General features: G+C 40.3%; 3 rRNA genes. All 3 read right to left on the minus strand.

The annotated features are described in order from the left end of the window. Window positions 1-308 precede the first annotated feature (308 nt). Window positions 309-421, minus strand: a 5S ribosomal RNA gene (gene rrf, locus DS891_RS24295). Between the two features lie 41 nt (window positions 422-462). Further along, window positions 463-576, minus strand: a 5S ribosomal RNA gene (rrf, locus tag DS891_RS24300). A gap of 239 nt (window positions 577-815) precedes the next feature. After that, window positions 816-893 (minus strand): 23S ribosomal RNA (locus DS891_RS24305); the annotation flags it as partial.

Consider the following 893-nt stretch of genomic DNA (forward strand, 5'->3'; position numbering starts at 1 on the left):
GGTTTAGAGCTATACCTTATAAAATAACCAACTAAGTAGTATCTAACTGTTGCATGCAAGTTGTTTCTAAACCTCTCTAACACCTAAACCATCCTTGAAATATGGAATTCATGCTTCAAAGATACATGTTTCTGGCCTCACGAGCTAGCCCTTGCTGTTTTGTTATATAAAAATGAATTTAACATATTTAAATCATAGGTTTTCGCACTTATCGCACAATTCGCGTTAAGTTTTCGCGCGCGGCATCAGTATTGAACTAAAAATGCAAAAAACCCATTACATTAATGTAATGGGTTTCTTTAATTGGGCCCTGACGATGTTCTACTTTCACATGGGTAATCCACACTATCATCGACGCTGTTTTGTTTCACTTCTGAGTTCGGCATGGGTCAGGTGGTTCCAAAACGCTATGGTCATCAGGAAAATACTGTTTTTTAGTTCTTATTTTTATATTAAATTTGGCCCTGGCGATGTTCTACTTTCACATGGGTAATCCACACTATCATCGACGCTGTTTTGTTTCACTTCTGAGTTCGGCATGGGGTCAGGTGGGTCCAAAACGCTATAGTCACCAGGAAAACTGGGTGCAAATGTCTAATGACATCGTGCCTCGCACGAGCATTCCATTTGCGCAAGGTGAACCGATTTCGCGATACCGCTTAGGTTGGTCACCTTGTTTAATTCTTAAATCCGGAAAAGCTATTAAATTCTTTTGTCTACTTTAGTCTATTAACTTCTGTTAGCTAAGGCCTCCATGGATGGAGGTCATGCTAGGAATTGTCTGGAACAATTCTAGTAAACCACTTTGGCGTTGTATGGTTAAGCCTCTCGGGTAATTAGTACGAGTTAGCTTAATGCCTCACAGCACTTCCACATCTCGCCTATCAACGTTG

The sequence above is a fragment of the Pseudoalteromonas sp. JC28 genome (assembly GCF_013319255.1).
Classification (GTDB): Bacteria; Pseudomonadota; Gammaproteobacteria; order Enterobacterales; family Alteromonadaceae; genus Pseudoalteromonas.